This window comes from Hymenobacter volaticus (genome assembly GCF_022921055.1).
GTDB classification, from domain to species: domain Bacteria; phylum Bacteroidota; class Bacteroidia; order Cytophagales; family Hymenobacteraceae; genus Hymenobacter; species Hymenobacter volaticus.
In genome coordinates, this window is sequence record NZ_CP095064.1 from 81,142 (window position 1) to 103,443 (window position 22,302).

22 protein-coding genes and 1 pseudogene are annotated in these 22,302 nt (G+C 56.6%); 17 read left to right on the forward strand and 6 right to left on the reverse strand.

Translation table 11 applies throughout. The annotated features are described in order from the left end of the window. The first annotated feature begins 210 nt into the window (after nt 1-210). The 8 genes and pseudogenes from MUN86_RS25925 (at nt 211) to MUN86_RS25960 (ending at nt 7,143) form a co-directional block, all read left to right on the forward strand. Entirely contained in the window at nt 211-456 is a 246-nt protein-coding gene (locus tag MUN86_RS25925) for an IPT/TIG domain-containing protein (protein WP_245126907.1), read from the forward strand. Then, on the forward strand, nt 453-770 hold the full coding sequence (locus MUN86_RS25930) for a T9SS type A sorting domain-containing protein (RefSeq protein WP_245126908.1): 318 nt from the start codon (nt 453-455) through the stop codon (nt 768-770). Before MUN86_RS25925 ends, MUN86_RS25930 begins: the two co-directional genes overlap by 4 nt. A gap of 410 nt (nt 771-1,180) precedes the next feature. After that, the gene (locus MUN86_RS25935) at nt 1,181-1,789 is read left to right on the forward strand and encodes a M23 family metallopeptidase (RefSeq protein WP_245126909.1); all 609 of its coding nucleotides are present in this window, start codon (nt 1,181-1,183) and stop codon (nt 1,787-1,789) included. 299 nt (nt 1,790-2,088) lie between these two features. Further along, nucleotides 2,089-3,510 (forward strand): T9SS type A sorting domain-containing protein, encoded by a 1,422-nt coding sequence (locus MUN86_RS25940; RefSeq protein ID WP_245126910.1) that lies wholly within the window; start codon nt 2,089-2,091, stop codon nt 3,508-3,510. Nucleotides 3,511-4,109: 599 nt separating this feature from the next. Beyond that, nucleotides 4,110-4,937 carry a hypothetical protein gene (locus MUN86_RS25945; RefSeq protein WP_245126911.1) on the forward strand — a complete coding sequence of 276 codons (828 nt, stop codon included), beginning with the start codon at nt 4,110-4,112 and terminating at the stop codon, nt 4,935-4,937. Nucleotides 4,938-5,431: 494 nt separating this feature from the next. Continuing rightward, nucleotides 5,432-6,042 (forward strand): annotated as a pseudogene (locus MUN86_RS25950) (DUF2625 family protein). A 457-nt stretch (nt 6,043-6,499) separates the two neighbouring features. Next, nucleotides 6,500-6,721 carry a hypothetical protein gene (locus MUN86_RS25955; RefSeq protein ID WP_245126912.1) on the forward strand — a complete coding sequence of 74 codons (222 nt, stop codon included), beginning with the start codon at nt 6,500-6,502 and terminating at the stop codon, nt 6,719-6,721. An 89-nt stretch (nt 6,722-6,810) separates the two neighbouring features. Next, on the forward strand, nt 6,811-7,143 hold the full coding sequence (locus MUN86_RS25960) for a hypothetical protein (protein ID WP_245126913.1): 333 nt from the start codon (nt 6,811-6,813) through the stop codon (nt 7,141-7,143). Between the two features lie 422 nt (nt 7,144-7,565). Here MUN86_RS25960 and MUN86_RS25965 read toward each other — a convergent pair whose 3' ends face one another. Further along, the gene (locus tag MUN86_RS25965; protein WP_245126914.1) at nt 7,566-8,099 is read right to left on the reverse strand and encodes a hypothetical protein; all 534 of its coding nucleotides are present in this window, start codon (nt 8,097-8,099) and stop codon (nt 7,566-7,568) included. A 1,097-nt stretch (nt 8,100-9,196) separates the two neighbouring features. Here MUN86_RS25965 and MUN86_RS25970 point away from each other — a divergent pair. From MUN86_RS25970 to MUN86_RS26000, 7 genes are all read left to right on the forward strand, one after another. After that, nucleotides 9,197-9,940 carry a ParA family protein gene (locus MUN86_RS25970; protein WP_245126915.1) on the forward strand — a complete coding sequence of 248 codons (744 nt, stop codon included), beginning with the start codon at nt 9,197-9,199 and terminating at the stop codon, nt 9,938-9,940. A 12-nt stretch (nt 9,941-9,952) separates the two neighbouring features. Beyond that, complete coding sequence (locus MUN86_RS25975; RefSeq protein ID WP_245126916.1) at nt 9,953-10,444, forward strand: hypothetical protein; 492 nt, start codon at nt 9,953-9,955, stop codon at nt 10,442-10,444. Between the two features lie 336 nt (nt 10,445-10,780). Beyond that, nucleotides 10,781-11,134, forward strand: coding sequence for a hypothetical protein (locus MUN86_RS25980; RefSeq protein WP_245126917.1), 354 nt, complete (start codon nt 10,781-10,783; stop codon nt 11,132-11,134). A gap of 5 nt (nt 11,135-11,139) precedes the next feature. Beyond that, entirely contained in the window at nt 11,140-11,445 is a 306-nt protein-coding gene (locus MUN86_RS25985) for a hypothetical protein (RefSeq protein WP_245126918.1), read from the forward strand. After that, nucleotides 11,442-12,818: a relaxase/mobilization nuclease domain-containing protein gene (locus MUN86_RS25990; RefSeq protein WP_245126919.1), complete on the forward strand. Its 1,377-nt coding sequence runs from the start codon at nt 11,442-11,444 to the stop codon at nt 12,816-12,818. Before MUN86_RS25985 ends, MUN86_RS25990 begins: the two co-directional genes overlap by 4 nt. A 5-nt stretch (nt 12,819-12,823) precedes the next feature. Continuing rightward, nucleotides 12,824-13,207, forward strand: coding sequence for a hypothetical protein (locus MUN86_RS25995; protein WP_245126920.1), 384 nt, complete (start codon nt 12,824-12,826; stop codon nt 13,205-13,207). Between the two features lie 437 nt (nt 13,208-13,644). After that, a complete protein-coding gene (locus tag MUN86_RS26000; protein ID WP_245126921.1) occupies nt 13,645-15,789 on the forward strand; it encodes a hypothetical protein in 2,145 nt (714 codons plus the stop codon). Nucleotides 15,790-15,960: 171 nt separating this feature from the next. On the opposite strand, the gene MUN86_RS26005 is transcribed toward MUN86_RS26000, so the two are convergent. The 3 genes from MUN86_RS26005 to MUN86_RS26015 are packed head-to-tail and all read right to left on the reverse strand — an operon-like array spanning nt 15,961 to nt 17,652. Continuing rightward, a complete protein-coding gene (locus tag MUN86_RS26005; RefSeq protein WP_245126922.1) occupies nt 15,961-16,881 on the reverse strand; it encodes a nucleotidyl transferase AbiEii/AbiGii toxin family protein in 921 nt (306 codons plus the stop codon). Then, on the reverse strand, nt 16,853-17,149 hold the full coding sequence (locus MUN86_RS26010) for a type IV toxin-antitoxin system AbiEi family antitoxin (protein ID WP_245126923.1): 297 nt from the start codon (nt 17,147-17,149) through the stop codon (nt 16,853-16,855). The genes MUN86_RS26005 and MUN86_RS26010 overlap by 29 nt, the downstream gene beginning before the upstream one ends. After that, nucleotides 17,038-17,652 carry a hypothetical protein gene (locus MUN86_RS26015; protein ID WP_245126924.1) on the reverse strand — a complete coding sequence of 205 codons (615 nt, stop codon included), beginning with the start codon at nt 17,650-17,652 and terminating at the stop codon, nt 17,038-17,040. The genes MUN86_RS26010 and MUN86_RS26015 overlap by 112 nt, the downstream gene beginning before the upstream one ends. Nucleotides 17,653-18,352: 700 nt before the next feature. On the opposite strand from MUN86_RS26015, the gene MUN86_RS26020 reads away from it, so the two are divergent. Next, complete coding sequence (locus MUN86_RS26020; RefSeq protein ID WP_245126925.1) at nt 18,353-19,498, forward strand: DUF262 domain-containing protein; 1,146 nt, start codon at nt 18,353-18,355, stop codon at nt 19,496-19,498. After that, on the forward strand, nt 19,495-20,130 hold the full coding sequence (locus MUN86_RS26025; RefSeq protein ID WP_245126926.1) for an HNH endonuclease family protein: 636 nt from the start codon (nt 19,495-19,497) through the stop codon (nt 20,128-20,130). Before MUN86_RS26020 ends, MUN86_RS26025 begins: the two co-directional genes overlap by 4 nt. A 42-nt stretch (nt 20,131-20,172) precedes the next feature. Here the strand turns inward: MUN86_RS26025 and MUN86_RS26030 are convergent, their stop codons facing one another. Both MUN86_RS26030 and MUN86_RS26035 read right to left on the reverse strand, forming a co-directional pair. Continuing rightward, complete coding sequence (locus MUN86_RS26030) at nt 20,173-20,814, reverse strand: hypothetical protein (RefSeq protein ID WP_245126927.1); 642 nt, start codon at nt 20,812-20,814, stop codon at nt 20,173-20,175. 417 nt (nt 20,815-21,231) lie between these two features. Beyond that, nucleotides 21,232-21,549, reverse strand: a complete 318-nt coding sequence (locus MUN86_RS26035) for a nucleoside triphosphate pyrophosphohydrolase (RefSeq protein ID WP_245126928.1) — start codon at nt 21,547-21,549, stop codon at nt 21,232-21,234. Between the last annotated feature and the right edge of the window lie 753 nt (nt 21,550-22,302).

Genomic DNA, 22,302 nt, shown 5'->3' on the forward strand with positions numbered 1-22,302 from the left:
CATGGTCTGGTATCCGCCGGCCATCACCAGCACCCTGCCGGGCCGGGCCCGTACCGGCGGCGCCGTCACCTTGACGGGAAGCAACTTCGCCGAGGCTGCTTCGCGCAACGGGGTGACTTTTGGGGGGGGCAAACGGGCCAAGTGCTACAGGCCTCGGCAACGCGCTTACTCGTGCAAGTGCCGCCGGCCGCGCAGTCCGGCGTTATCCAGGTGCAGACGCCCGGGGGGCAGGCCACCACGGCCACGAGCCTGCACATTATTCCCGCGCCGGTTGTTACGAGCTTTAGCCCCACGCAGGGACCAGTTGGGACCCCGGTCACCCTCACCGGGCGCAACTTCCGAGAGGAAGGGCTCCAGGACACGATTGTGCTAGGCGGGGTAGCCGCCCGCATCTTACGAGCTACGGCCACGAGCGCGGAGATAGAAGTGCCCCGGGGGGGCGCACGGGCGTTTTGACCGCGGCGGGTGCCGGCGGCCGGGGGCAATCCAGCGCCGTGTTTCACGTCACCATCTTACCGGCAGGCGAGGCGGTTACAATTTTCCCCAACCCTACCCGCGAGAAGGTTACCATCAGCTGGCATCACGCCCAGTTTGTGGTGGAGCAGGTGCGGATCTATGATACGCTAGGCCGCTTGATTGCCACTGAGGCGGTACCATCAGCGGCGGCCGACGAGCTAACTGTGCTGTTGACTTCCTACCGCGCCGGCCTGTACATAGCGGTCATCGAAACGCCGGCCGGCCGGGTTGTAAAGCGCATCACCTTATTATAAAAGCAGGCGGTGACAGCTAGGGATGTATCTGGCGTAATGTCTATCAAGCAGTACGGCCGGCGGGCGCAGCCGCCGAGCCGTAACGGCAATAGAAGGACGAGCTTTAGTGCGGTTAACCCTGGCTTGCGCCGTTCTTATCGCGTTCTTGCCGCCGCAACGCCCTGCTGATACTACTACGACTATTTGATTCACGCGCCAGTTTTTATTAGCTGAGTGCTGAATTTACATTTGTATTCTACGTTTGGTGCAAATTATTTATGATCAAATCTTTAGTGCTTGCTTTATACTGCAGCCTGCTTTTCGGGTTGCCGGCGCCTGCTTGCGCGCAGATGATTCCGCTTAAAGTTTATCATGTCGACAATCCGGACGGCAGTTTTACCATCTTAGGGGAGAACCACAATTTTGTGCCGATGTCTGTGGCCTTAACGGCCAGGCTAACCCATATGCACAGCAGCTTGGCGCTACCCGCCCGCCTGGTCTTGTTTCCCAGGGATAAGCCGCAGGTGCTGGCCGTGTTAACCCCCGAGCGGCCCGGCTACCACTTCTACTACAAGTGTCACTTTGATTTGGGCATGTATACCGGACAGTCGCCGGATCCGGGTAACCTGATCTTTCCCTTGCCTTTTAAAACGCCCCTCGATACGATCCGGCCCACGCCAAACCCCAAGCAGCACGTCTATACGTTCGCGCTTCCCGCCGCCACTCCCGTGGTTGCCGTTCGCGGCGGCATTGTGGCCTTGGTGCGCGACAACAAGCAGCATAGTCGGCGCATTAGGAATTTCAACCGCGTTATTATTTATCACCACGATGGCACCTACAGTTGCTACGAGAATATCGCCCACAACAGCGTGGTCGTGCGACCGGGCCAACCAATACAGCAAGGGGAGGTCATCGCTTCCTTTGGCGGCAACAAACACCAAACAGCGCTTTGGTTTTCCGTGCGCTATCCGGACAAGACCTGTTCCGAAGCTGCACCGATCGTTTTTTCCGACGGCGAGAAACCAATTCCTTTTCGTTGAGGGAGGGGTAGCCAGCCCGGGGCATTAGCTACCTGGCTGGATAGCCCCGAGGTCAATTGTTTCCCTGGCCCTCGGGTGCTCTTCTTTCGGGTTTTCTGCCCTTTTCCGCTGGTTATCAAGGCCCTTGAAGCAGCTTAACAAGTGCGGGCACTTAGTCCGGGGGCGCTCACGACCACAACCGCGCGCGCACTACCTGGAACACAGCGGGGGAGCGGTTGGAACTGCCATTATTTTCTTGGTTCTTCGACCTGTTTACTTTTTTGTTGTCTTAGTTCTTACCCTATCCCTCCCTATTCTTTATGAAACCCCTGTTCGCTTGTTCCCTGCTGCTGGGCTTAACCCACGTCACGATGGGCCAGGCCCTTACATTTCAGGCCGCCACACTACCTGGCAATGCTGGCCTAGCCTACGATTTAGTTGTCGCCGATTTCAACTCCGACGGCCGGCCGGACATCGCCACCGTCAACCAAACCGGTACCGAGGTCCTGCTGGCGACCGGCGCGGGCAACTTCCAACTAGCTGCCTACAGCCTTAACAGCAGCAACTCCCGCCTTCGGTGCGCCGATATCAACGGGGACGGCACGCCCGACCTCCTGGCCAGCTCCTCCGCTGGGGGTAACATCCGGCTCCTGGTGAACTCCGGCAACGGTACTTTCTCCGGGGTCGTTACCCTAAACGTACACAACTCTCCTGTCAGCTGGGAATTCCTCGCCGCTGATTTCAACCGGGATGGTCTGGCCGATATAGTAGCCCCTTTTGGCTCCCTTGGGGCCGGACTTGGTCCGGTGATGACTTTGTTTAATTCCTCCGTTAGCACCGCAACCACCGGTCAGTTAACGGGCGCCGCCGCCCCTTACCTCGGCGGCGGAGACGGCTTGAATCAAACCCTGGCGTATGACGTCAACGCCGACGGCTTCCTGGATTTGATTACCACGGCCGTCTGTATCCCGGGGCGCCGGCCCTGTCCGACGGGTGCCCACCACAACGTATTTCTTAATACGCCCACCGGGCTGGCGCCAGCGCCGGACCTGCCCGATAACGGCAACGCGTTTATGCTGGCCCAGCTCGACGCCGACGCATTGCCTGATTTGATCGAAGCGGCCAGCAACGGCTTTCGCGTAACCTACCAAGCCGCCAACGGCCTCTTCGCGAATCCGCAAGCCGTGCCTTTTTCAGGCTCAGTTTCCCGTCCGGTTTCCCTGCCGCGGATAGCAGATTTCGACCAGGATGGTCGCCCGGACCTGGCGGGCCTGTGCATCAGTAACGCGGCGCCGCAGAATTCGGTGGTCGTCGTCCAGCGTAACCTGGGCAACGGGCAGTTCGAGGCCACCCCGTTGGTGTTGCCCATTGGCACCGGCAATCGCACCGCCATGGAAGTAGCCGACTTCAACCAGGACGGCCACCCCGACATTGCCGTCATCGACGGGGGCAGAGTGAAGGTGTTCTGGAACACAACCGTACTGGCCACCCGCGCGGCCACGCTAACGCAGGTCAACCTCTACCCCAACCCCGCCCAGGGCCGGCTGCACCTGCAAGCTTCGGGGGCCGCTTTCCCGCTGCAGCTGACCTTGCTTAACGCCCTAGGACAAGCCGTGGCCACGCACACGCTCGAGGCCGCGGCGGGCAGTGTGGACGTGGCGCAACTGCCCGCCGGCTGGTACACCGCCCGCCTGCGCGACGCGCATGGCCGCAGCAAATCCGTGCCCCTGCAGCTCCAGTGACCCCTGACCCCGCGACGGCTACCCGGAGGGGCGCTGTTTCCGCGAAAGACTAACTGGCGCGGGTCATGCCCCGCGCACACGAAACGAATGACTTATTCCGACAATCTGGAATATGACGTGAGGCCTACCGGCCCGCCGCTTTTTCAACTTGTCCAGGGCCCGCTCGTCTTGCAGATAAGAGCCTAAAGAAAGGAAATGAAATCCACAGCGGGTGTTCTGGCAAACCAAGCAGCAACTCTGTTCGCAAGTTGAAATCCCCAACTTCCTGTCTTCTTCGAGGAAAATGCAAACGTGCTATCGTAGCCTGGTCTTACGAAGAAAGTTTAGGTTTGCCTAAATAGCAAAAGCAGAGAGAATAGACAAAAGCTGGGAGACTCTGCCTGCGGCTCTCCTCCGATTTCTTGAAAAGTTACCTGGTGTGCTCCTTGCGCTGCCAATCCTGCGGAAATAAGGGCGGGTTTTAAATATTATTTTTTCGAATAGATTCTAGTATTTTGGTGCTATCACGGGCCAGAACTACATTCGTGAAAATTAAACTGCTGTCCGGCTATGCCAAGTGTTTTTGCCTTGGTCTTTTCAGTGAAATATCCTACTTATCAATGTTGGTAACGTTACTCCGGTGGGCTAAGCGGTCGACGCCCTTGCTGCTTGTATGCGGGTTGGCGGGCTGTTCGCGTGATGTGCCCGTGCCCATGGCTAGCATCACGGGGCAGATGGCCCCGGTGGCCACGGTGGGCCGCTTGGTGGGGGTGGTGGCCGCCGGGGGCGGTACCGAATACCCCGCCACGGTGGACTTCGCCACCGGCACCTTCTCCTTGGCCGTTCCGCCGGGCACTTACCAGTTGAAGTTTACCACCGCGGCCCCGAGCGGCGCGACGCAGTTGTTTCCGCAGCAGGTGGCGGTCACCGCCGCCGCCGGCACGACGGTTACGCCCGCCGTGCCGCTTATCACCCACGACCGCATCGGGCGGGGCACCCTGCGCTGGACGCTTAACGGCAAGTCGTACACGGCCCGGGCCTTCATCAAGGTGTACGGCGAGGGCAAGTACTTCAACTTATGGGGCCGGAGCGAGGAATTCAGCTCGACTGCCGACGTGAAGGAGATCTTTCTGGTGCTGCCCGAGCAAACGGAGCAGGGGCCGCTGTTTGCCGGGGTGGGCACCTACCCACTGGGGGGACCGGGGCGGGTAACGGCGTTTGGTGAATCGATCGTGTACCCCACCAACGACCCGGTCATTTTTTGGCATTACCGCTCGCCGTACGCGGCCGCCCCTACCGGTACGGTCCAGCTCACGCGCTACGACGCCGAGCGGGGCCTGGCCGCCGGCACCTTCGCGTTCAACACCACCTGGGCTACGGGGGCGCTCGTCGGGACCCCCGCGCCGACGGCGGCCGTCACCAACGGCGAGTTCGACATCACGTTTTAGTTGCGCGGCCCCGTCAAGGGTTAGCGCGTTGCCCTGCGGCCCGCAGCCTATGCGTTTCTTCCGGTACCTTTGCCAGGAGAGCGAGGTGGTGATACCAGGGTGTTTGTGCAAGCGTCGCATGCACAAAGGCAGGGTCCGGGTAAGCTTCCGCAAACCGTCCCCCGTACTTTAGTTACCCGCGGAAAGCCCTGGCATCACGGGGAATTCCTGACGCAGACCGGTGGAGGACTCCCGGGTGCCTTACCCCTCATTTAAAGCTGATCTGCGGCATTACCTGCTTTAGCCTAGGGTCTCTTTAACTAACCCGCTTCCTTGTTTGAGCCCGTTGATTTCTTACTTCTATCTGCATATTTGTGGTGCGTATTCCTTCTTTTATCCCGGGCTGGTGGCTAAGTTTAGCTGTGCTGCTTGGTAGCGGCCCCCGCCTACTCGCCCAAGCCCCTGCGCCGCGTTCCTTAACAGAGCTGATTGATCGCCAAGAGCCCGGCTGGGACGTGGTATCGCACTGGCTCCGGGAAGCCAAAAACAAGGTGCAGGTGTTGCCCAAAACCCCGGCGCGGGCCGACAGCACTTTACTGGCGGCGCAGGTCAGCACGCGTTCACCGATGGGCGCCATCATCTACGAAACCGGGGGCTGCTGGTGGACGGCGGGTGGCTGCGGATTCTGGGTTCGGGCAGTCCCGCGCTCAACCGCACGCTGATGGGCTGGAATCAGGGCAAGCCCGCCGGGCTGCTGCTGGTTGCCGACGATGTGCTGGGCGGCTTCTACGCCGTGAATGGGGGCGCCTTCGGGGTTGAATCGCTCGGGCAAGTGTTTTACTGTGCCCCCGAGTCGTTGCGCTGGGAGCCGACTCATAAAACCTACTCCGACTTTCTGCGCTTTTGCTTTTCGGGCGATCTGCAAGCCTACTACCGGAAGCGGCGCTGGAAAGGCTGGGAGCAGGAAATCCGCCAGCTGACGGGCACGCAGGGGCTCGCCTGCTACCCGTTTCTGTTCACCCAAGAAGGCAAGAATATCGCCAAGGACCAGCGGGGCGTGGTGCCGATAGCCGAGTTGTGGACGTTCGGCCAGGACATGCAGCGGCAGCTGGAGGGGGCACCCTAGCCCGAGCATCCAAGACTGCAAGGGCCTCTCTCCTCTTAGATCATTGGTCGCAGAAAGGGAGGCAACTACGACAGACTTCTGCCCGCGCTGCTTGTTGCGGCAGGCAGAAGTCTTCCTTTCCGGGAAGGCCTTCGGCCTGCTAGCCCCGGTTCATTCCGGGGCTGAAGGCTGAACGTAGCCACTTATACTACCACCTTACTTACTTCCTTACTATAATTAGTAGGTACGAATGGAGTTCCAAACAAAGCGGGGGAGTAAGCCCGGCCGAACTGCTCTTCAACTCGGATGATATGCGCATCACTTCCCGGGCCGTTTTCTCGACCCCCTCTCCTTTCATCAGCGCTTTACCGACTCGCCCTATACCTGCCTGCAGGTAGCGGTCGACCAGCACTATCGCTTCTTTCTGTATTTCCGCTACGACCGACCCGCCGACCGCTACTACGGGCCGCACGAAGTTGTGCTCAACCGCCGCGAAGCCGCGCTTTTTGCGGCTTTGCAACTCACCCATTTCAGCTGGTTGGCTGATGGGAGGGGGCGCCTGGCCGGGCGCTGCGTGCCCGGGATTGTCGGCGGCGCCTTTTACGATTTAGCGGGGATCCAAGCCGAGGATGGTTTAAAACTGACCAGCCTGCTGAACAAGCGCAAGGCGCCGCAAAGCATATGGGACGACTGGTTTTAACTGCTCCGTAAAGGGGCCGCGGCATTGGTTGCCCTGCTTTGTCACCCCCGAGTTCTGGTTTCACATAATCTCTAACTTATGCCCCAATTATGCCCCGCCTGCTGCTGCTGTTGCTACTGAATTCGGCGTTGCTGCTGGGCAGCTGTAAGAAAGACGAACCCAAGCCCGACCCTTACGCCGCGCTTGTCGGGACCCAGTGGAACCTGTCTTACGCCGTGCTCGACTATTACGACGCAACGGGCAGGCTTACCGGCCAATCGATCGTAAAGGGCTCCTGGTTGCCCGTCGAATCGATGCAGTTCTTAAGGACTACAATCGAAAATTTTATTAACTCCTCCAACTACTTCCGGGCTTCCTTGCCCTACACGCGTCAAGGCGATCAGCTCTCGATCACCTTTCCCCGGATGACCAAGCGCTGGTAGGAGCGCGCACCATCAGTCAGCTGACAGCTGATTCGCTCACGCTCGAAGTACGCTTGCCGGCGACGAGCGGTGGCCGCTACGCCATCGTCAAAGACCATTTTTACCGCCAGTAGCCCCTCCCCCACTGCACTAATCGCTCTTTTTACTGCTAAGCGTAGGGGTGCGGCCGGGCGGCGAGCAAACAAGTTCAGTGGCCGCGCCCTGCCAAGAGGCAGGCCTCGCCCTGGTTGGGGTTAACAGACAGGTGGAGGTGCTGCTGGCCGGCGGTTTCCAGGCTACCGAATACCTCCCTCTTTATAAACCTGATCGGGCTGCTATTAGCGTTCGAGGGCCGCCCAGACGTGCCGCAGGAGTTCAGTGGGCGCGCGCTGGGGGCGAGCGACAGGTTAAGACGGTAGAAAACAAGTCCGGGAGGCTCCAAGCTAAATTGGTCCTTGCCGAGGAAGCGGGACAGCGCGTTCACTGCCTGCCCTTGCCGGCGGAGGATCTCTGCGCGTTGGCATTCGGGTTCCCGCTCCCGGGAGCGGCTGAGTATAGCCAATAGTGGGTCGCGTGGCGCCGACTTCGCTTAAAGCAAGCAGAGCCAGGAAGGGATATAGAAACAGGAGCAGCAGCAGAAAGTGTTTGGCCTGCGTCTGGACCCTGTCCCGGGGCCCAAAAAAGATCAGGAAAACAAACCCGCCAATGGATCCCAGCACCAGCAGCGGCATGCCCTCATCTGCCAGTTTGGATGCATAAGGCGGGAGGCCACTCAACCAGCTTACTTCCAGGCTGTACTGCTCGAGTAGGGCTTGGCTGAACACCTGGCTTTGATAAAGGGCCGCCAGCAGGAGACCGAGAGCGGAAAGCCAGATTGGAACGAGGGAGGAGTTTATATCCTGGCGGTTGTGGTAGAGCCAGCGCCCGTACAGGAAGAGGAAGCTGAAAGGGAGTACCGTTAGGAGAAGCGAGAACATAAGTACCAAGTATTGATATTGAAAGAACTTTGTAGTGCAAAGTAAAGCATTTTGTGGTTACCTCGTCCTCTAAAGCTTTTGTTTGAAGTAAGGCTGCCCCTTACACTAGCTTCTTTTCTCGCTGGAGAGAGTGTAAACGCCTGATTTTGTTTGCTGATAGAGAGGAAGCACTTGGTGACGGGAGCCGTTTTGGCCGCGCTGCTCGAGGGGTTGCGCGTAGAATAGCCGGAAGGTAAGGGCTGCTTTCCCACCAACCTCGTGACGGATCGTTACTATCTGCTGAGCGAAGAGAAGCGTGTGCTAGCGGAAACCGACTACCACGCGGCGGCTTTCTAAACCCTGGCCTTCCGGGCAGATTGCCACGATTGGGCAGGATGATTACTGTGTTGTTCTTGCCTTAAAAGCCCTCGGGAATACGAGCGGGGGCCGAGCCCTGAGTTCATCCTGAAGATGATGAAATTTATTGCTGCGACCTTACCGCGTAACCCCCGAGGTAAGCGAGGCAGGAAAGAGGGCGGCAACTCTTATTGGGTAGGACGTCCGGCCCGGCGTAAGAAAACGCCTTGTTGGATCGTATCATTTGTCTGACAGACATACGTACATAATACGTGCGTGCGGGTCTTGGTGTTGAATTTTACTATTGATCGAATCCGGGCTGAGTGAGCGAAGTCTGGTTAAACCGGCCGGAGCTAATTTAAACCACCTTCCTACCAGTCTAACCCCTCGCGCCGCTGACGGCTAAACTGACTGATCCCGGCACGTTGGAATAAAACGAGAGCATGCTCCGCTGACAGCCAGTAATGCCACTACGCGAGCCGGGACCTTGGTCTACCAACGCTCGGGCCTGACGCTGAGCTCGCACGCTACCGACCTACTCGATCCTGTCGACCCAGCTAACCCTACAGCCCCTTCCTTGCAGCCGGCTGAACAAAATCTTTTACCTATTAAGTAACATGAATAATATTAGTAACACTAATAACACATATAACAATCATAACACTAATAACAAGTGTAACAAGTGTAACAGGTGTAATACATATAACACGGTGTTGGAGGTATTACCTTGGTAACATCAATCATTTGTTTTATTATTGTGCATGAGCAAGATCATCGCATTCACCAATCAGAAAGGCGGAGTAGGAAAAACTACCTCCACGGCAAACATTGGCGCCGGCCTGGCCCGCGCCGGCCAGCGGGTGCTGCTGGTCGATTTAGACCCGCAGATCAATCTTACCCGGGGCTTAGGGCTGATGGACGCTGAGTTTAACGTCTACGGAGCCTTGTTGCACGAGTACAAGGTAAAGGCCTACCCTATTCAGGAAAGGCTGGCCTTGATCGCCGGCTCCCCGGCTTTGTCGAGCTTTGAAAAAGTGAAGGGCGACGAGCTGGATCGCGAGTTCCTGCTGAAGGATTTGCTGGAGCCCTTGCGGGAACGTTGCGACTACATCCTGCTGGACTGCCCCCCCGCCCTCGGGCTGATTACGCTCAACGCCTACGCGTGCGCTGATGCCCTCTACATTCCTTTGGAAGCGCAACTCTACGCTACGGAAGGGCTCGAGAAGGTACTGGAGATGGTAGCCCGGGTGAAGCGGCGCCTGAACCCGACCCTGGCCGTGGGCGGCATCTTTTTTACCCGCTTTGATTCACGCAAGGTTTTGCGCCGGGAAACCGCCGAAGTGGTGCGGGACAAGTATCCCGAACTGGTGCTCACGAGCACCATCCGCGAAACCATCGCCCTCGGGGAAGCCCCGCACTTAGGGCAGGATATCTTCAGCTACGCCCCCGCTAGTGCCGGCGCCGCGGACTACCAGAGTCTGGTGCAGGAAATTCTAACCCGTTAATTCTCGAACCGCATGGCTAAGTCTTTTAAAACTCTTGCTCCCAAGCCAGAAGTCCCAAAGCGCACTTCGGAAAAAGACATCCTGGACTTTCTGGAGCAAGACCTTTTGCCGGAACCGACACCCAAGGAATCAACGCCGGAACCGCACCCAGGTAACACCAGTAACATCATAGATAAAACTGTAGAGAGTAATACCAGTAACACCACCAACACCAGTAACACCAAAAGAAAGTTAGTTACTCCTGTTATTGGTGTTACCGAGGTAACACCAGAAGAGGTTGACGTTCGGCAAACCTTTATTATTGGGCAGCAGTACCTGGATAAGCTCAAGGATTACGTGCACACCAAGCGCATGTCCGGGCAGTACGAGTACACCCAAAAGCAGGCCCTGCACGATGCGCTGGAGCGGCTCTTTGAGGGCTCCACAATAGAGGCCCGCCCCGCCCACATCCGCCAGCAGGAGGAAACGCGCAAGCAGCGGATACGCCGGGGAATACCGAAGTAGATCCGCAGGAGACGGGTCCTAAGCTAGCAGTAATAACGGGCAAGGTACGCGACCAGCATACCTTGCCCTTTTGCATTTTCATTTGCTTCCCTTGGGGCACCCGCTAAGGGAATGCGGACTCGACGCACTTAATCGGCAGCGGGGCAGCGTGGGAGTTGGGGTAGGCTTTAACTTTAAAGTCGTCGGTACATGCAAACCTAGCTTGCCCGGTAAACAAGCAGCGGGAGCAGGAAAGCCCCACCTGCACCTAAACCCGGGTTTAACGCCGCCAAGCAAATCTGCTATCGGGATACCCTAAACAGGTCGTCGGAGAGGTTGGGAGCCGGCCGGGGCAGGATGAAATCCGCACCCAAGCAAGTAGGGGAGGGGCCGGGTTTGAAAGCAAGCCTTACAACCCAAAAAGCGGGGCTAGGCCAGACCGAGCAACCGGATACGCGTTACCCCAACGAAAAGTGCCGGGTGGTAGGCGCGGTTCCACTCGTTCTGCGTATATTGTTCTATGGAAATATAGAGCAAGATAGGTTTGGCAAGCGCCAAACGTCTTGCTTTTCACTCCTTTCGTCGCAAAAAGGCCCGTTAATTACCACGCTTATGGCAACGCCGACTCCTGATTCCGCTGAGCAAGTGAAGGTGAAGCGCACGGGTAAAGCCGCGGGGGCCGCCCGAGCAAGGCCCCGGAAGAGAAGCTAAAGAGCGTGACCACGCACGTGTCGGCGGGGCGGTACGAGGAGCTCCGGCAGGGGGCCGCCGAGGTGCGGCAGCCGCTCTCGCAGTACCTGCGGCCCCTGGTGGAAGCGGGGGTAGGGCGGCGCAGGCGGCCGGTGCTGCAGCTCTCGGTGGAGCAGGACGGGTACTTGCGGCAGTTGGCAGGGCTGGCCAATACCTTGCAGCACCTGGCGCGTAAAGCGCAGTTGGAAGGGTTTAGCGCGGTAGGGGAGGAGGTCGGGCGGCAAGTTGCGGCGGTGAGTAAGCTGTTGGACTATTTTGGGGAGCGGGTATGATCAGCCGGACCACGATCGGGCGCAGCTTTGCGGGCCTTGTGCGCTACCAGTTCGCGGGGCGCCGGGACTTGCCCAGCGACAAGCAGGCCGAGGTGCTAGCGGCGGTGGGCGTGCGCGCGGATAGTGCGGTGCACATGCAGCGGGACTTCAACCGGGGGCGGCAGCTGAACCCCAACCTCAAGTTGGCGGTGTGGCACACGAGCTTGAGCTTCAACCCGGACGACGCGCCGCAGCTGGACAGCGCGAAGATGCGGGTGGTGGCCGAAGACTACGTGTTGAAGATGGGACTAGACCAGACGCAGTACGTGATTGTCCGCCACCACGATCAGCCCGACAATCAGCATCTGCACATCATCGTTAACCGGGTGGGCAACGACGGCAAGACCATAGCCGACGGGCAGAACTTCTTTCGCTCGAAGAAGGTGTTAATCGAGTTGATTCGCGAGCACGGGCTGACGCCGCCGAAGGGGCTGCGACCCGAGAAGCAGCACCCCGCGCAGCTACGCGGAGTGGACAAGACCCGGCACGAGATCAGGGAAGCACTGCGAACGGTACTGGCGACGGCGACGGACAGCAAGCTGTTCTCTGAGGGGCTCCGAAAACACGGGGTGGACTTCAAGATCTACATGTCCAAGGAAAAGCAGCCGGCCGGGATCAGCTTCGCCAAAGACGGGCAGACGTTTAAGGGGTCCGCGATCCACCGCTCCTTCAGCATCACGGGAATTACCAAACAAGTGCTGGCGAATCGGGCCGCGCAGCAGGCAACGCAGGAGCTAGCCGCCCGGCAAGCGGAAAAAGCTGAGTTGAACGCGACGCCCCATCCAGCGGCGCAGCAGCCGGTGGCCGCGCCGGGACAGGCGCCAAAAGGACCGGAACTGCCAGCGGCAGAGCGTAAGTGGCAAGCGGCCTACCAAGCTTATACAGTGAAACTCGCCCAGTTGAACGCGCCGATCCAAGCCTACAACAAGCTGGTGGATTCGTACAGCCGCTACCTGAAAGCGCAGCCGACCGAAGCGGGAGTGGAGCAGGTACTAAAGGCGATCACCAACGATCCGCAGCTGGCAGCTCTGCGGGCCGAGCTGGAACGGCAGCTTGCCGCGCGGGCCTACCACGCCGCCCAGTGGGCGCTTAGCTACGGCCGGCAGGCGGAACTGGAAAAGCTGGCGAAGGGCAACTTCCTCGGCTACAAAAACGCGCAAGCCAAGGAAGCGGCACAGATGCTGGAATACTTGCAGGACCAGAACAAGGTGTTGCCGGATCTGCTGCAGCCGCTGCTGCTGGAATTTGCCCGCGCCGCAAGAGCGGCCACTCGCCCCCCTTCACTATCGGCTTCGATGCAAAAGCGTACTATCAACCCGAAAAAGTGGCGATGAGCTTAATGGAGTACGCTGCCAGGCGGGAAGCGGAACGAAAGCTGGTGGTGCGGGTGACGGAGCTAAGTAAAGTGATGCCTGCCGCCGGCCGCGCCGAGCTACTACAGCGGGCGCTCAGCCGTCAAGGAGCTACTACCACGGTACGGCATTTTGTCGATACTCAAGGAAATCCAATGAGCGAGGTGGCGATAGGCTACAGTCTGCAGCTGCCCTGGAAGGAGGTGAAGGAGATCAGCTTGCTGCTGGATTGGGCGGCCAAGCAGCCCGGGTACGAGCTGCAGGAGAGCGATACGCACCGGACCCAGCGCCAAGCTCTTGGGCTACAAGATCTTTCGCAGGAGCAGACGTTAGCGCGCACGCAGCATAAAAGCCGGGGACACAGGCTTTAGTTGAAATACAAGCAAGTTCGCAAATCACTTAAGAAATCGGGTCAGGAAAAGAGGATACTACTCGATAACCTGCTGCTTACTCAAGCTATATTCAACTAACCGAGTTCTTTTACTTTAAGAAATACTCCCGACGTACGCCGCCAGTGGCCAGGGCTTACAGCAAGGCAGTTGATCCTACGGTTACAAGTTGGAGTCACGCCGAAGACATAGTATTCAACTTTTTATATATAATTACTTGGTTTACATCATAAGTTTTTATCTTCCTGATAATCAATACTAGCCGATGTTATGCCTGCGGAGCCCATTCCCGTGCGGCTGGGGGAATTAGATCTTGCCGCCGTTTTCGACTTTGTGTACCAGCAGGGGAACTGCTGGCTTGTCTCAACGCAGAAGGTAAGCTCCTGGCCCCGGGCTTTATTTCCGTAGTGGGCTTGACCATGCCCTTGGGCAAATGGGGGCTCCGCGAGCCAGAAAGCGGGCAGATGGTAACGGAAGATATAACCCCGGAGAAGGCGGCCCACCAGTTCAGCGAGTACGAGGGCGAGCTGCTGCGGGCCCTGCTCGCGGGCTACGGCCGCAAGGCGTACCAGGTGCTGGAGCCGCGCTACCCCGGTTTCACCGAGCAGGTACTGGCTTTGCTGCTACCCCCGCCCGTGCCCCGGGTAACCAAGCCCCGGCCGGTGGGCTACGACCTAGGGCGCATGCTGCAGGCGTACGGCGCACGCTTGGTATTTGAAGACGGTGAGTCGCCCGGTATGGCGACGGCGCGACTGGGATTTGCCGACCCGGCGGTTCCCGTTGCGGCGCCTACCGACGAGGAGCTGGTGCTAGCCAGCGTTGTGCTGTTTGCCGGGCAGCTAGACTTAACCCAGTGGCTGACGCAGGTAGCGGCTTGCGAGCCCGCCCGCGAACTGGCCCAGTTGTTCGGGGCTCTGGTTCGCGGCGAGCTGCACGAATCGTCCTGGAGCGGCCTGATCCCGCGGCTGCTCGGAAGTGAGCGAAGTCAGCGCAAGCTGCGCGCCCGGCTGGCCGGTCAGGCGTGGCCTTTAAATTTGCTGCTGAGCTTGTTGGGAGAAGCCTATGCGGCGCCCGACCGCTTAACGGGCCTATACGAGCAGATGAGGAGTTTGCACTTACTGAAAGCTACGCTGGACCAGCTGCCCCCAGGGGCCGCGGACCCGCCCGCGCCGCGGGGAGCGTGGCTGGCCGCCATTATGGATGGCCTGGACTATCTGGCGCTGCAAGCGGAAACCCAGGGTCATCCGCACGCTTCTATCCGTTTTGCTCAGGAGAGCGTCGTGGCTCTGCAGCTGCTGCCGATTTTGCGGGACCCCGGATTGGCGGAAGCGTGGCTGTCGCGGGTGGAAGCCCAGCAGTACTGCTACAGCTGGCACTCCCTCTCGCCCAGCCAGCCCCTGGAAAAGAATATGGTGTGGGGGTATGTCGCCTACGTATGCTCGGTGCGCCTGGTGGCCGAGGCCTTCAGCGAGGCAGCCGGAGAGTGGTATTTGCAGGGAAGGGTGCGCAATCAACTCTGGAGCGCTACCTGGCACGCTCTGGAAGGGCTACGGCAGGGCTTACGGCTATGCTACGCTCTGGCGCAGCAGCACGGGCTGACTAGCGAGGAAGACCAGAGAAGTCAAGGTCTGCTGCTTAAGTCCTTGCTGGATCACTACCTGCAGGCGCAGCGCAAGCTCGTGGCGATGATCGACCGCAACCAGCAGAAGGACGATCTCTCGTTGTGGGCGCAGACGCTGCTGGATGCCGAGCCTTTGCCTTGGGAACGTACGCAGGTGGGTGGCGACATGCAGCGGGCCGAGGCGGTACGCACGGAGCTACACAAGATATTGCTTGCCTCCGGCTACGGCTACAATGCGGACGTGCACAAGCGGTTAGCAGAGCTCGTGGCCAGCTTGACCGAGGAGGTAGTGTTGAGCAGCCGCAGTAAAACGGGCTGGCAAGCCTATACGCCGGACTATTGCATGGAAGAAGACCAAGTCTTTCATGATGTGCTGGCTGAGCTGCTCTGGCAGGAGTACGTGGGCCGTTTGCGTGCCCAATACGCGGACGACGGAACGCCCGTGATTCCGCCGCCAGCGCAAGAGCTGTCCGCCACGGAAGAGCGGGCATACTACGCGGCGTACGCCCAGGCCCACCCCAAGGAGTTTACGCCGTCCGGAGTGCTGAACCTGGCGCCTCGATTGCGCTCTTTGGCCGAGTGCCGGGCCGAATATGAGTTTTTGTTGGATCAGCCGAGTCTACCTACGCGCACTCATACGCTGCAGAAGCTCCTGCAGGAACCGTTTACTACCCACCTCGTTGAGCGGGAGTTCGCGCCCTCTATTGATCCGCCCGTAGGAGGCTATAGGCTTCACTGGCGGTACGAGTTCTGCCATCAATACCCGGACCCACTGGGTAGTTGGGGCCAGCAGCTGGGGCTGCTGCTTTCGCGCGTGTGTTTGAATGAGGCTTGGGATACCGGCTTCTTTTTCTACGATGTGGATTACAATCAGTACGCGCTCGGGAACGTGATGGTGGTGCGTAAGCAGCAGGGCCGATGGGTACTGCAGCGAGAAGACTGAAAAGATTATTTGCCTTCTGACACTTTCAAGTGCTGAATTTAATCTGCTGCACTGGTTAGGCAAGGCAATGTACTACTGAATAATACTGTGTTACTCAGTAATACTGTGTTATTTAGTAGTACTGTGTTACTTAATAATACTGTGTTATTAGTTAGCATGATGTTTTATGTATTAGTTTTTAGAGGTAGTAGGGTACCCGGTAAGTGAACTTTGCAAGCCAGTTAGCAGGAAGCTAAGCCACTGCCTAGCTTGGCTGACACTGGGCGTGGTGCGGTCGGCGGGGCTGATAGACTGGGCCATGGCCTGGGCTAGCTGGCTGGCGGTGTTAAGCTGAATCTGAGTGGTTAGAATCCTTAGCAGGCGTTCGTGCAGGGGCGGGGAGGGGCTAACCAAGGCCCCGAGCTCCTGGCCAAGCACTTGGATACCGGCCAAGCACATAAGGTCGTAACCGGTGTTAACGGCAAGAGTTTCCAGCAGCTCGTAGTGGCGAGTGAAAATAACGTCGGTAATGAGCGCGTGGTAGTGCTGCAGAATTAGCCGCAGGTCGGTGCCGTCCTTGCCGCGTTGCTCCGGACGGTCATCCCAAGCCAGCAGCTTCAACCCGACCAAGCCGGGCAGGGTCACCGCCTGCCAGGTGATCTGGTCGGTGACCCGTACGGGGGTAGCGCGGGTCAGCACTTCGGCGAGGCCCACTACGGAAATGCTGGTTAAGCCGCTACCCGCTATGTGCACGCGGCCTTCCGCATCCGCAATCCCTCCGAAGGGCATCAAATCCACTTGGACGCCAGTCGGCTCGTGAATCAAGCAAAACGCACTGCTAGCGGGCGCGTGGAATTGCTCGTGCGTTGCCAGCCAGGAGCGCAAGTGCTGGTACTCCGTTTCGTGCGCGACTAAGACGGCCAAGTCTACGTCAAGCGTCCGCCGCCGGGGAGTTGCTGCCAGGGTTGTATCCAGCCACAGGTCGCGGGCGACGGCCCCCACTAAAAAGAAATTCAAGCCCAGGTGCTGTAAACCCCGGGTGAGCGCGGGCAGGACCAAGTCGAGCCCGGCGGGATAACGGCGCTCAGGCGGGATGCTGGAGATATCGAGCATAAAACTGGTCGGCTACTTCGTGGTTGCGGGCATCCCCGCTTAGGATTAGGTCGGCATACACCAGTAGCGGGGGGACGCAGTTAGGGGCCGCAGGAGCCGCGGGTAGAGTCTGAGTGAAGGGCACCCGTACTTCAACGTTACCTGTGGGGTCAGGCACTAGCCCCAACTGCCGCATGAGCGCCGGCCGGGTAGCCAAACTGTAAAGCGTAAAGAATTCCGGTTGCAGATACCCTGCCAGCAGTAGATGAGCGGCTGGCTCCCCCCCCACCGGGTGGCAGCACCTAGGGGCAAGTGCTGCCACCCCCCGGCGGCGACCTGCGCGTGCACCCAGCGGTAGCGGACCGTGGGTAGCCGGGGACGGAGCGTGTCCCCGTAGCCTTCCACCCAACGGCGGATCAGCTCTTCCCGCCGCCGCAGCTGCCGGGGTGCTTCATTCACCAGGTAGCCTTGCCGGACTAAGTCGATTATGATTAAGCCGATCGTGGCCACGGGGGTGGTAGTGCGCTCCCCAATCGTGCGGTACGGCTGCCGAACCAGATCCGGCTCGTTGAGCAGCTGGAAGAGCACGCGCAGCCCGCTTTTGCGAAAGGCGCGGCCGGCGGCCACAATGGTCACTGGTTTCGGCTGGGTAAGCCGGGGCCGGCCTTCTACCAGAATGTAGAGCTCGGCACCCGGGTGGTGCAGCCAGGCGTTGCCCGCCGCATCCGCATAGCATACGTTCTGGTCCCGGAGCTGCCGGCCTACTTCTTCGCTCACGTAGGGAGTAAGCAAAACTCTTGGCAGTTTGGCGGGGGTAGGCCGCCGGGCCAGCAGACCCGTGAGGTTTTTTAAGACATTCGGTTTTGCTTCTATCGCGAATGCTGATCGCTGGCCCAGCGTAAGAACCGCTTCTTTCCTGGCGGGTGCCGTGATCCGGACCGGCAAGTGCTGGCCTAACATAGCCCTTAGGGCAGCTTTAACTTGCGCGAACAATGGATCCATCACCAGATAAGAATTGCACTGTCTACTTTTATAACGCTGTCTACTTTGTGTAGACAGCGTTATAAAAGTAGACAAAAATAACGACACAGTTAAGTCCTGTTTGCTTTTACGCTACGAGTAGCAACACAAGAGTATGATCAAACAACGTCGAGATAAGCAATACACAGCGTAGGACCACGGGTTGCTAACTCGTAAAGCGACTAGGGACTATGCTGGTCCACGACGTAAGCCCTCAGTAGAGGATTAGCTAGCTGGCTGCCAAAGGTTCTTTGTGGCTCCTCTCACCAAGTCGTAAGGACTGATAAGGTTTACTTATCGTTCCTCATTAGGGGCTGACAAAAGTAATCCATTAACCAAACGGTTTCCAACTTTAGTCATATCTTATAGGAAATATTATATAATGACTAGAGTTTTATTATAATTGCATAGTAACAAGATAACGCCTTCGTGCTACCTCACCAGTGTCAGTAAGACATAGTCACACCATTAGATGAATACTACGAAATCCGAGAAATTTGCGTCCCTATTTCAAAATGTAGAGCACGCCTTCGAAATCCCTTCTTATCAGCGTGCTTATTCGTGGGGAGAAACCGAGATAACTCAGTTCTTAACTGACTTAACCGATTCCACTGGTAGCTACTATCTAGGCCATTACCTATTTGAAAGAAAGGATGAGTCCACCTTGTTCGTTATCGACGGGCAACAGCGCCTCACTACATGCATCATCTTTTTCAGCTCCTTAGTGGCAGAGTTAGAAAGACGTGCAGCCAAGGGAGAAGCTGTTAAGTGGGATCTGATGCAGATACGTGATACATACATGAAAGCACCTCACAACAGTCGCCAGAGGTTGCAGACAGTGGACAATGACAACAACTTCTTCGTTGATGAGATCGTTGAGCGAACAGACTGCCATACCCAGGAGATTGACACCAAATCAAAGGAGCGTATCCGTAAAGCCAGGCTTCAATTTGATAAAGCATTCTCTGCTCCCGAGCGCTCCAGTGACGAGTTAGTAAAGTGGGGCACTTTAGTGGCAGAGGCATCCACCACGCACCTTATTGTAAACAATAAGGTGGAAGCCGCCCAGATTTTCGCTTTCCAAAATGACCGGGGCAAACGATTGTCAGATTTGGAGCTTTTGAAATCGTATTTCATGCTTCAACTGCTACTGTCCAACGCTCACAGCATACAAATCAATTCCGACATTCAATATGTAGAGCGGGAGTTTTCCAAGATTTACACTAAGATGGTTCAGGTTAAATCATCTGAGGACAACGTCTTAACTTACTATTGGCGAGCAATCAGTGGTAAGGGTTATGATAGCCCCAAAGTGGTGGCGGGAGTTAAGGAGCACCTTAAGAAAATAGACTCGCCTAACAAAGTAGGGTGGATTAAAGACTTTGTTTCCGGGTTGGCTCAGGCTTTTGCCTTTGTCTACAGCTTTGAGAGGAATCCGTACCAGTACGCCGAGGATTTGCGCAACCTAAACAATATGGCTCTGGCCTACCCAATTCTGCTTAAGGCTTACCGGGCTCGTCCCTCGGATAGGGATATCGAATGCTTACTTCGATTTCTTGAAAATATCACTTTTCGTTCCCTACTCCGGGGGGACGGGCTGATATTCAATCCCGATTGAATCAGCTCCTGGTGCAACCAATCACGGCTGAGAGTCTACGTCCTAAAATTGCCCAGTTAGTGAGCGATCTAAAGGCCAGCGGGTGGTGGTGGTACTGGAGTGATGAAGCCATGCAGCAGTGCTTGGAATCAGACTTTTACCAGAACCGGGTCGATAACTACTTGCTGTGGAAGTATGAGCTTCATATCAGCAACAAGCATCACCCCAAACCTACCTTGGTGTCCTACCAGGACTTGATTAGCAATGAAAGTATCGAACATATAGCTCCACAGACTCCTACCAACGGTGAACCCGAGGTCAATGGGTACGGGGCCTACGTAGACAAAGTGACTCCCCAGGAGGGAATTCAGTCGGGAGGATGGCTCAATAGCCTGGGAAATCTGATGCTGGTATCTGGCCCGCACAACAGCCGGATTGGCAATCATCCTTTCGCCGAAAAGCTGGACTCATATGGCAAGGACAATCTATTAATGCAACAACGTGAAATCATCGAGTTTTTAGCTAGTAAGGAGGGCATCATCCCAAAGGAAAAGGTTATACGGTGGGATAAGGCAGCCATTCAAGCTCGGCATGAGCGTCTTATCGTTGCGGCTAACACCATTTGGAATTTAGATAATATTCTGCAGGATTAATGGCCAATGAGGGATGTTCCAACCGGACAGCTGAGATTTCCCTCATTGCTTTGTCAAGCGCTGCTTCCAGATTTGACTCAACGCGTGGGCAACAGGTTCAAACTCGGTATCGCTAAATTCATCCGTCTTAGCATTATTGCACCAATAGCAGCACAAGCAAAGATTGCCAGGTGAATATCCGAGTTCAGGCTTGCGACAATCAACTTCAAAAGACATTCCCCGATTTCGGAGCCGCTTTGTAAAAATTTGATTGGCTTTCACCAAGGCTAGCAACTCCGTCTCTTTAATGCGGCAGTACGCGCAAGCCAATTCAGCGCTTGGCGGATTGAATAAAAGGTGGAATTCAGCTTGAGATACGCAGTGCTTCTGCTTATGAACAGCCCGGTAATTTGGTACAGCGGCAGCATTATCAACCCACCAAGCCCGGATGGCGCTATCCAGACTCTGTACTGTCCACTTATTACCTAGCGGTTCCATCCATTCCCTAGCTTGGTGAGTACGACGGTAGTATGCCCAGTCAGTTACTGATGACACGTAGTCTTGATAGTCTAAGAGCGGAAGAGCCCATGTTCGCGAATCTTGTTGCAGGAAACGCACCGTTAGATACAGATCCATATGTCGCTCAAAGCTTCGCTGGCGTAGTTGAGCATACCTCTTTGCAAACGTAGTAGATGTTAAAGGCATGATAAAGTAGAAGGGAGTGGATTTGATGTATGCAGGTAGTCGCTTAGACATTGGGTCGGGCTACTGTCCTTGCCAAGACTTCGGGGATTTAGAGCTAAACTTCTGATAGCGGGCATGCGCTTTCGGCACAATCAGGTTTTCTTTCGTCCGAGTAAGTGCGGTATAGACAACGCAGTTGCTTTGTGTGCTAATTGTCATCGACGCTTCCACTATGGGATTGATGCCACCTCACTTATAACGCGTATTTACACTCGTATAAAGCAACTTGAAATAGAGTAACTCAAAACTCTTGCTAATCGCCTAGGGTACGAGCGTCTAAGCAGAAAAGCTTTCGCACTTCAAGGAACAATTAAATCATAGCGGCGTCCCCTTTTTAGTGGTAGGTTATAAGGTAAGCATACCGCTACTTGTCAAGCGCTACTCTTGCACGCGGATTAATTGCAAACGACTGGCAAACCCGCCCCGGTCTCGCCGCCGTTCGGCCTGCAAAAGCCGTACTTCTTCCATGCTTACTCCGTGGGCTGCGAGCAAAGTCTCAAACACTTCCAGTACATCTGCTAACTCCGTGGGTAATTGGTCTTCCCTAGCGGTGCGCACCTCCTGCGCCTCTTCCACCAATTTCTCCCGGAGAGCAACTAGAAACTCTTGCTGGTCCAGCACTCTCGTTTCGCAGCTACGCCCGGCGGCGGTGATTATAGCAGGAATATAATCGCGAATTAGTTTTCGGTATTCCATGGCAAGGGTTCAATGTTCTAGTTGCTGAATTAACTATGGCTCGCGCTGTGCCTACTTGCCACTGAGGGCGTGGCCTGAGCAACCACCATCCTCATCGTAGAGCATGTGCTTTGAGCCGGCCTTCATCTGTGAAAGCGATGCGCGGGCCAATATACCCGACAAACATTCGCTGCCGGGCAGAAAAGCATTGCTGGCTTATAAGCCCAATCCTGAATTCTTCTTGACGTTATCACGGACACTGACAGGGTTTAGCATTGAATTAAAGTGACATCTTTAAGGGAACCACGATACCTCACAGCGAATAGTGATAGTATTTGCAGCAAGTTCAGGCTATCTGATTACACAATTAACTTATGCTACTGCCTGCTAACGACAAACTGGACATCGCAAAACTCTCCGGTGTTTTCTCGGACACCACGAATTCATATAAATTTTACTGGTTGCTGGCGATTTTGGATTGCTTGCAAGACACCTGAGATAGCCGCGCCGCCTTCTAAAGTCCCGCCTACACCACCGACTAGGCGGATTTATGGGCAATCGGGTAGGGGAGAGACCAGTCGACTACTCTGCAGGGCTTGTTTCTTCTTTAGAACCTTCCTCCTTAGAATGAAACACGGGAGAGGAGTGGAAGAGTTGTTTAGTTGCCAGATACTTTAAAGCGATATAGGTAGTCGGATGGATAGAAGAACTTAGTCTTCTTCTATCCATCCGACTACCTATATCGCTTTAAACGAAGCAAATGATCTCTATTGC